At 60.2% G+C, this 968-nt stretch carries 1 rRNA gene and 1 pseudogene; both read left to right on the top strand.

From position 1 onward, the window contains the following. The first annotated feature begins 197 nt into the window (after positions 1 to 197). A 5S ribosomal RNA gene (gene rrf / locus ACIQTW_RS13635) occupies positions 198 to 314 on the top strand. 332 nt (positions 315 to 646) lie between these two features. After that, a pseudogene (locus ACIQTW_RS13630) lies at positions 647 to 968 on the top strand (hypothetical protein); the annotation flags it as partial.

Below are 968 nucleotides of genomic sequence, written 5' to 3'. Positions count from 1 at the left end.
TAAAGACTCGTGAAGCTGACCGGTACTAATAGGCCAACAACTTACACCACACACAACACTGCACGCGTCCACTATGTGGTTCCCGAACAACAACCGTTCCAGGAACCAACAACTGAATAACACAACACCACAGTTGTAACCACCACAGATTTCCCACCCCCAGCCACACAGGCCACAGGGGGGACGGGTAACAAGGTTACGGCGGTCATAGCGTGGGGGAAACGCCCGGTCCCATTCCGAACCCGGAAGCTAAGACCCACAGCGCCGATGGTACTGCACCCGGGAGGGTGTGGGAGAGTAGGACACCGCCGGACAACCATTAGGTAGAGACCCCCCAACCCACCACGGGTCGGGGGGTCTCCCGTTTAACAGCGGTATATACACTTATCCGCTTGGCAGTAGAGATCGTTCCTGCCTCTGGATGCGGCCCCTATTTCTCGGTAATAGGGTGGCTCCGCGCTTGTGAGACTTGCCACGGCACGCCCCAAAAGTGCTTCTGTCGTTCGGTCGCTGAGGCGGGGTCGAATAGAATTGAACCAGATATACGAGTCGGCAGACGAGTGCTGCCGGCGGCGTGACAACGAAATAAGGGTTATGAGCGACTACGCACGCGCCAGTGGTCGGCTCGCAACAGGAGGAATCCACCATGGCTGAGCACAACGGCGGCAATCGCGGCGGCAATCGCGGAAACTTCGGAGGGAACCGGGATGACCGCGGTTCGTACCGCGCCAACAATAATTCCGGCGGAGACCCCCGTGGTTTCCGGTCCAGGGAAAACCGGGACGGTAATGATCGTCCGGCAGGCGATGGTGAACGTCGCCCCTTCAACAACGACCGAGGCGACCGTTCGGCTCGCGACGGTGAGCGGCGTTCCTTCGGCGGCGACCGTGACCGCAAGCCCTTCGGCGACCGCGCTGACCGTGGCGATCGTCCGGCACGTGATGGTGAGCGTCGCCCCTTCAACAACG

The organism is Paenarthrobacter sp. NPDC090517 (genome assembly GCF_044769165.1).
In the GTDB taxonomy this organism is placed as follows: domain Bacteria; phylum Actinomycetota; class Actinomycetes; order Actinomycetales; family Micrococcaceae; genus Arthrobacter.
Note: the sequence above shows the minus strand (reverse complement) of the source record. Positions and strands in the feature narration are given on the sequence as shown.